The sequence below is a fragment of the Thermosynechococcus sp. Uc genome (assembly GCF_029335995.1).
Classification (GTDB): domain Bacteria; phylum Cyanobacteriota; class Cyanobacteriia; order Thermosynechococcales; family Thermosynechococcaceae; genus Thermosynechococcus.
In genome coordinates, this window is the sequence record NZ_JARJMS020000008.1 from 1 (window position 1) to 6,824 (window position 6,824).

The window sequence follows — 6,824 nt, forward strand, 5'->3', positions numbered from 1 at the left end:
CCCTCTACGCGCAGCGTGAGGGCCGGGAGTATGTCATTTGTTCAGTTGCACGTTCCAGAGGCGGGAGGTTTCGAGGCGATCCAACCACGTTTCGTAGAAGGCACGATTGGCAGCTTGCTCTTGGGGGTCAGTGGTCGTCCAAGGATAGGGGGCAAGAGCAGTGATTGCTGCTGTAGTGACGCAAAACATTGACTTTTGGAAGCTCTGGCAGATTTTCACCCGCAAATCGCCTTCTCCCCGACCGTGGCGGCGATAGAACTCCAGGAGATAGGGGGGGAGATAGTGGCGCATGTCCTGCATTAGGAGGGTGGGGGGAATGCCGGCAGCACCCGTGGGAATGGGATCTGCAAAGAGGGCACCATAACTAAACTCTGCTTGATCTCGGGAAATTTGCTGGGCTTGGGCGTTGAAGGAAACCAAGCCAAAGAAGGGAGTGCCCCGCAGGAAGACCGCTTCGATGTAGGGAATGGCCGTGTCGGCTAAAAAGGTAAGGTTGGCACTGCGGGGGAGGATATCGTAGGTTTGACCGTGGATTTTGACACTGTAGGTAATGGGGCGATGCGCCTCGGCAATTAGACCGGCGCGAATGTGATCCACCACATCGGGAATACTGTGAATCTCACCCGCCTCATAGCGATCGCTCAAGGTTAGAAAGATGGGATACATCACTGTCCAAAACTGCCCCAAGCCACTGTAGTAGCAAAGCATCCGCACCATTTCCAGCAAAAACTCTGGAAAAAGCTGATTCAGCAGTTGCATCAGGGGATTGCCCCGCAGTTTGGCCGCAATTGCCTTGCCGGCTAATTGGCGAAATTCTGCCGAATCCAAGAAGGCATCAAGACCGCCACCCCCGTGCCACATCATGGCGCGCATGCAGTATTCGGCATACTCATAGTTAATGCGGTCGTGCCACCAGTGGCGCAGTAGCTTGGGAATGGTAATTTCACCATTGAAGTATTTGAAAAAGGGAAAGAAAACAAGAAACTGCCGCTCACTAATGTCACAGAGGTTTTCGGCGTAGGCTTTGAGTACTACTCCATAGCTTTTGAGAATGCCCACCACTTCCATGACATGGGTTGGCGAATCCGGCAACAAGGCTTGACCCCGGAGCAGTCGCTCTAAAATCACAGCCCGCAAATCAGGATAGTAGGAGGTAGGCATCGGACGAAGCAATGTCATAGGGTGGGCAATGTCACAACAGTAGGGGTTAGCAAATCAACCGTGCTCTTGCTCCAGTGAATCAACCAGTTGGGAGCAATTCCTAACATTAAGATTAGCGTGGCCAAGATTAGGCTGGGCAGGCGATCGCCCCAAGCAACTGCCGGTAAATCCGTTAGCTCATTGGGCAGACGACCAAAAAAGACGCGGTTCACCAGCAACAGAAAATACACTGCTGTCAAGCCTGTCCCCACCATACACAGGAGCGTCTGTACCGGAAAGGCAAGAAAACTACTGCGAAAGATCAAGAACTCGGCAACAAAGCCAACCATACCGGGGATGCCGCCACTGGCCATGACACCGACAATCATTAGGCTGCCAATTAGGGGTAAACCCCGCTCTGGGTTCAGTAATCCCCGTAGCACCTCAATATTGCGACTGCCGGTTTTTTCATAGACAACCCCCACCAGTAAAAAAAGGAGGGCGGAAATGAGCCCGTGGCTCATCATTTGGGCAATGGCTGCCAGAATACTCAAGGGTGTGGCCGTTGCAGTGGCTAAAAGGACAAACCCCATGTGTCCAATAGAACTGTAGGCCACCATTTTTTTCATGTCCGTTTGGGCGATCGCCATCAGGGAACCGTAGAGGACGCTGACCACCGCCCACGTGGCCAACAGGGGCGCTAAGACCTGCCACGCTTGGGGGAATAACTGCACGCCAAAGCGCACCAGCCCATAGGTACCCAGTTTGAGGAGTACCCCTGCTAGCAGAACTGAAATGGGAGTGGAGGCTTCAACGTGGGCATCAGGTAGCCAAGTATGGAAGGGCACAAGGGGAATCTTGATGCCAAACCCCACCAAAATTAGCCCCAGCAAAATAAGTTGTGAACTGAGGGGCAAGAGGGTGGATAACTGGGGGTCAAAGTCAAAGGAAGGGGCATGGGCAAGCCACACTAGTCCTAGGAAGCCGGCTAGGAGCAGCACCCCGGAAACTGCCGTGTAAATTAAAAATTTTGTGGCTGCATAACTGCGCCGTGCCCCACCCCAAATAGCAATCAAAAGATAGAGGGGAATCAACTCCAATTCATAAAAGAGGAAAAAGAGCAGCAAGTTGTCGGCCAAAAAGGCGCCACTGACACCAGCATTCAACAGCAGGACTAGGGGGTAATACAACCGAGGACGGGGCAGATTGACAGAAGTGGCCAACAGGGCAATCAATGTTAGGAAGTTATTTAAAACCAATAGCGGCAGCGACAGGCCATCCACACTTAGGCGGTAGCTCAACCCCAGTGGCTCTAGCCACGGCATCACCTCTATTAATTGTGGCGCCGCATTACTCGGATCAAAAAGGCGAGCGATCGCAAGACTTACCACAAGGGCGATCGCCATCACCACAGCGGCTAAACTGCGGTAGGTGCGCCCCAAACTCTCAGCAGGCAACAGACTTAGGCCAAGGGCACCGAGCAAGGGCACCCAGAGGAGGAAACTCAACAGCGGCGTTACAGCAGTAGCCATGCGATCGCCCCCCCAAGGATAGCCACACCAATAAATACCAGCAGTAAATAGGCTTGGGATTGACCACTGGCACTGTATTTCAGCAACTCACCCCCGACAAGGGAGGCCACACCCGTGGTATTCACAATTCGATCCACAATGTGGCGATCCACCCAAGCACTCAACTGCGAGAGGGAACGCACTGCCCAAACCACGGTATAGCGGTAGAGTTCCTCAATGTAGAAGTCGTAGGCCAGCAGATCCTGCACAAAGCGCAAGGGTACCCTAATGGAGCGCGTCCAACTGCGCTTAAGGGTCACAAATCCACCCAGAAGAATCCCCATCAATCCAGAGACTACCAAAAGCGCCACCATCCCCCAGTCAATCGTTGTCGGCAGCAACTGCACCCGCTGCAAAATAAAGGGCACCAGTAAATTTAGAATACTCAAGGTTACCATTGGCACCGCCAGCGGCCAATGCACCTCAGGGGCACGGCGGGTTTTAGGTTGAGCAGACCCTAGGAAGACTAAGCGAAAAACACGGGTAAGGTTGACCGCCGTCAGTACATTCACAACTAAAATCACCCCCACCAGCCAAGGCATCGCCTGCCAGTAGTAGTCAATGCCGCGATAAAACGACCAAAAGGCGCCAAGGGGTAAACACCCAATTAGGGACAGCCCACCAATGACAAAGGCCGAACTTGTGGCTGGCATCCGTCCCCCTAGGCCACCCAATTCCGTCAAATCTTGACAGTTAGTGGTCATAATCACGTTGCCAATACTCATAAAAAGTAGGGCTTTGGCGATCGCGTGGGTCAGCAATACAAACAGGGCAAAATCTGTCCAATTCGTACCAACACCAATGAAGACTAGTCCCAGATACGCACTCGTCGAGTGAGACAGTGCACGTTTAATGTCAATTTGGGCAATGGAGACAAGCGATTCACTAATGGCCGTCACCGCACCAATGAGAATCAACAGCACATTTGCCCCCGGACAAGCCACAAGAATCGGTTGCAGCTTAATCAGGATATAGGCACCCGCAGCCACCACCACCGAATTCCGCATGATTGAGGCAGGGTTAGGGCCTTCCATTGCTTCATCTAGCCAGAGGTGTAAAGGCACTTGGGCACATTTCCCCGTAGGACCAGCAGTGAGAGCCAGACCCAGTAAAAAGCCCCAACCCGGCGGTAAGTTCACCTGTTCTGCCCATTCATAGAGATCGGGAAAATCATAGCTGCCCGCAAGGCTCCCCACAGCAACAACCCCCATCAGCAGGAGAATATCCCCTACCCGTTTCGTGAGAAAGGCATCCCGTGCAGCTTTGACCACGAGGGGCTGAGCATACCAAAACCCAACGAGCAAATACGTTGAGAGGGTCAGCATCTCCAGTAGCCCATAGCTAAGCAGAAGTGAATTACTAATGGCAATGCCACTGAGGGCTGCTTCAAAAAAGCCCATGAGGGCAAAGAACCGCGCCATGCCCCAGTCCTTTTCAAGGTAACCAAGGGCAAAAATTTGTGCCAAGATACTCAGCCCCGTCACCAGTTCCATTGCCCCAGTGGTGACACTATTGACCAGAATCGAAAAGGAGAGGTCTAGACCAGGCGCTTGCAGCCAATGCCACACAATTGTTGTGGTGGCGCCACTGCGAGTTTGTTGCAACAGAAAAAAGCCATGGACAAAGGCAGCAACGGTCATGAGCAGGTTAAAGTAGGCAGCCGGTCGAGGGCCAGTGCGCCGCACATAACCAGTGGCCCAAGGCAATGTTAGGGCTGCACCCACCAAACCATAACAGGGCACCCACCAACTGGTTTCTAAAAGTGAATTTGGCATGGCAAAGATAAATCTTGGCGGTTGATAGATTTTGCAACAATCCTCTTTTCGTGTATTTATTTTACAGGCTGACGTTCCGCAGCGGTTTTGAGCCAAATCAATCATGGGACAAGGGTTTAGTCTAAGGAAAGTTGCTCAAGGGGGGCGATCGCCCCTCCTAGGCACTGTCCTAGCGGAACCTTCACTCTAGCCCAGACGAGGGGTCAGCGGGGAAGGGTTACAGCGGCTCAACCCGCAGCAGCAGGCGTAGGGATAGAAATTCTCAAAACAGGGGGCAATGCCGTAGATGCTGCAGTGGGTCTTAGCTGCAGGCACCCCCAGCACCGTTGCTCGTTTAGCCACTTTGCACCAACGCTACGGTCAACTGCCTTGGCCTCAAGTGGTGATGCCTGCCATTCAGGCGGCTCAACAGGGATTTGCCGTCACCTCCTGCTATCGGCAGTGGGCGCCAATGCGCCAATCTGTTCTTCAGCAGGATGCCACCGCTGCGCGCATTTTCCTCAGGTATGGTCAAGTTCCCCCCTTGAGTCCCCTCATTCGGCAGCCAGAGTTGGCAAAAACTTTGGGGGCGATCGCCCGTGACCTCAAAAGCTTTTATCAGGGCTGGATTGCTGGCGCGATCGCGGACTTGATGGCACAGCAAGGGGGCAAAATCAGCCAAGAGGATTTGCCAACTTATACTCCCCTTTGGCGATCGCCAATCTGTGGCACCTACTATCAATCTGTGGCACCTACTATGTATTTCAAGTTTGTTCGATGCCGCCCCCTCTTCTGGGGGTGTTGCTCTTGTGCAAATGCTCAATCTTTGGCAACTACTTCCCCCTACTTCCACACCCCTTGATCGCGGTCACTACCTCGCCAGTGTGATGCAAATTGCCTATGCCGATCGCGCCCGTTATCTTGGGGATAGTGACTTTGTGCCTGTTCCCGTAACCACCCTCACCAGTCGTCGCTATGCCCAATAGCGGGTGACAGAAATTTTCCCCCGGCGTGCCCGTACTCAAGAAGCTGTTGCTCCCGCAACCCCGATCCAATTTGCGGAGTGGGATAATACCAGTCACTTGAATTGGTTGGTAGGGAAAAGGCATGGCACAGTTAAGTCTAGCTGCTTTGGTGGCTGCAGTGCGCACAGGCAATTGGTTGATTAGTTTTCCCACCGATACAGTGCCCGCTTTGGCCAGTCGTTGCGATCGCGGAGAACTAATCTATACCGCCAAGGAGCGCCAACCAGATAAACCCTTGATCCTCATGGGCGCCAATCCTGAGCAACTCTGGCCGTTTGTACGTGGCACTGCCGCTGAATGGGAACAGTGGTCTGCAATGGCGGCGCGCTATTGGCCAGGTGCTGTAACCTTGGTATTGCCTGCCGCTGAACTCCCCCCCGGATTGAACCCCCTAGGTACAGGCACAATTGGCTTACGGGTTCCCAATTGGCCTCCTGCGCAAACGCTCCTAGAGCAAACAGGACCTTTGGCCACCACCAGCATTAACCGTTCGGGGCAGCCGCCGCTCATTGAAGTGGGGGCGATCGCTCGTGAGTTTCCCCAAGTGCTGACGCTCCACCCTTGGCGGTTACCCCCTACGCCTGCAGAACCCTCAACCGTGGTGCAGTGGCAATCGGGGGAATGGCACGTCCTGCGCCAAGGGCGAGTGCAGATTCAAACGTCCTAGTACTGGGAATCAATTTCGCCGGAGGCGACCCGTTCGAGGAGTTCCTGTAAAATTTTCTCCTCTTCTTCGGAAATTTGGCCATCGGAGAGCACCGCATCAATAATCTGGCCATGCTCCTCAAGGGTAAGAATTTTATCTTCTAGGGCTTTTTCCACTAAAGCTTTCACTTGAGCTGCATCCATCTTGCGACTCCACGTCGTCACTGCCAGTATAGCCTCACACTTGACCAGAGATGCAGCAAGCCCCGCCGTACCGCTGCGCGGGAGCAAGCCAACAGGGCGAGGAAGGATAGGGCAGACGGCGTAGCCCTCCTTGGATTTCACTGTGGCCTCTGCTGCTGCTCAATGGACTGTCGCACGATAAAAATATGATTCACCACCTGCAGCGCATCCAAACCTTCAAATACGAACTCATGCCGACTGGCGATCAGACCGAGTGACGAAACAGGCCGAACACCGCTTGGCTAGCGAATACGCCCGTACATCCCCTACAACAGTTGCTCAAGGACTTAGAACGTGCCTACAGCAACTTCTTCGCCAAGCAAGCCGACTTCCCACGTTTCAAGAAAAAAGGCCAAGCGGACAGCGTCCGCTCTCCCGACCCGAAACAGCTCAAACTCGATCAGGCCAATAGCCGCCTGTTTCTGCCGAAGCTCGGTTGGCTGCGC

Annotated in this window: 7 protein-coding genes and 1 pseudogene; 4 read left to right on the forward strand and 4 right to left on the reverse strand. The window is 53.6% G+C overall.

Going from position 1 to position 6,824, the window contains the following annotated elements:
• Positions 1-33: 33 nt before the first annotated feature.
• From P3X23_RS00630 to P3X23_RS00640, 3 genes are read right to left on the reverse strand one after another with little or no spacing between them, the layout of a single operon-like run.
• A complete protein-coding gene (locus tag P3X23_RS00630) occupies positions 34-1,179 on the reverse strand; it encodes a CO2 hydration protein (protein ID WP_300872094.1) in 1,146 nt (381 codons plus the stop codon).
• Positions 1,176-2,672, reverse strand: a complete 1,497-nt coding sequence (locus P3X23_RS00635; protein ID WP_300872096.1) for an NADH-quinone oxidoreductase subunit M — start codon at positions 2,670-2,672, stop codon at positions 1,176-1,178. The genes P3X23_RS00630 and P3X23_RS00635 overlap by 4 nt, the downstream gene beginning before the upstream one ends.
• Positions 2,657-4,486, reverse strand: coding sequence for an NAD(P)H-quinone oxidoreductase subunit F (locus tag P3X23_RS00640; RefSeq protein ID WP_300872098.1), 1,830 nt, complete (start codon positions 4,484-4,486; stop codon positions 2,657-2,659). The genes P3X23_RS00635 and P3X23_RS00640 overlap by 16 nt, the downstream gene beginning before the upstream one ends.
• A gap of 286 nt (positions 4,487-4,772) precedes the next feature.
• Here P3X23_RS00640 and P3X23_RS00645 point away from each other — a divergent pair, with 286 nt between their 5' ends.
• The 3 genes from P3X23_RS00645 (at position 4,773) to P3X23_RS00655 (ending at position 6,157) form a co-directional block, all read left to right on the forward strand.
• On the forward strand, positions 4,773-5,327 hold the full coding sequence (locus P3X23_RS00645) for a gamma-glutamyltransferase (protein WP_300872100.1): 555 nt from the start codon (positions 4,773-4,775) through the stop codon (positions 5,325-5,327).
• Complete coding sequence (locus tag P3X23_RS00650; protein ID WP_300872102.1) at positions 5,281-5,451, forward strand: gamma-glutamyltransferase; 171 nt, start codon at positions 5,281-5,283, stop codon at positions 5,449-5,451. The genes P3X23_RS00645 and P3X23_RS00650 overlap by 47 nt, the downstream gene beginning before the upstream one ends.
• 121 nt (positions 5,452-5,572) lie before the next feature.
• Positions 5,573-6,157: an L-threonylcarbamoyladenylate synthase gene (locus P3X23_RS00655; RefSeq protein WP_300872104.1), complete on the forward strand. Its 585-nt coding sequence runs from the start codon at positions 5,573-5,575 to the stop codon at positions 6,155-6,157.
• Here P3X23_RS00655 and P3X23_RS00660 read toward each other — a convergent pair.
• Positions 6,154-6,480, reverse strand: coding sequence for a hypothetical protein (locus tag P3X23_RS00660; protein ID WP_300872106.1), 327 nt, complete (start codon positions 6,478-6,480; stop codon positions 6,154-6,156). The genes P3X23_RS00655 and P3X23_RS00660 overlap by 4 nt on opposite strands.
• 56 nt (positions 6,481-6,536) lie before the next feature.
• Between P3X23_RS00660 and P3X23_RS11860 the strand changes: the two are divergent.
• Positions 6,537-6,824: pseudogene (locus P3X23_RS11860) on the forward strand (cytosine methyltransferase); the annotation flags it as partial.

Coding starts and splice junctions, on each gene's coding strand:
- P3X23_RS00635 (WP_300872096.1), bottom strand. CDS start 2,672: ATGGCTACTGCTGTAACGCCGCTGTTGAGTTTCCTCCTCTGGGTGCCC.
- P3X23_RS00655 (WP_300872104.1), top strand. CDS start 5,573: ATGGCACAGTTAAGTCTAGCTGCTTTGGTGGCTGCAGTGCGCACAGGC.
- P3X23_RS00650 (WP_300872102.1), top strand. CDS start 5,281: ATGCTCAATCTTTGGCAACTACTTCCCCCTACTTCCACACCCCTTGAT.
- P3X23_RS00645 (WP_300872100.1), top strand. CDS start 4,773: ATGCTGCAGTGGGTCTTAGCTGCAGGCACCCCCAGCACCGTTGCTCGT.
- P3X23_RS00630 (WP_300872094.1), bottom strand. CDS start 1,179: ATGACATTGCTTCGTCCGATGCCTACCTCCTACTATCCTGATTTGCGG.
- P3X23_RS00640 (WP_300872098.1), bottom strand. CDS start 4,486: ATGCCAAATTCACTTTTAGAAACCAGTTGGTGGGTGCCCTGTTATGGT.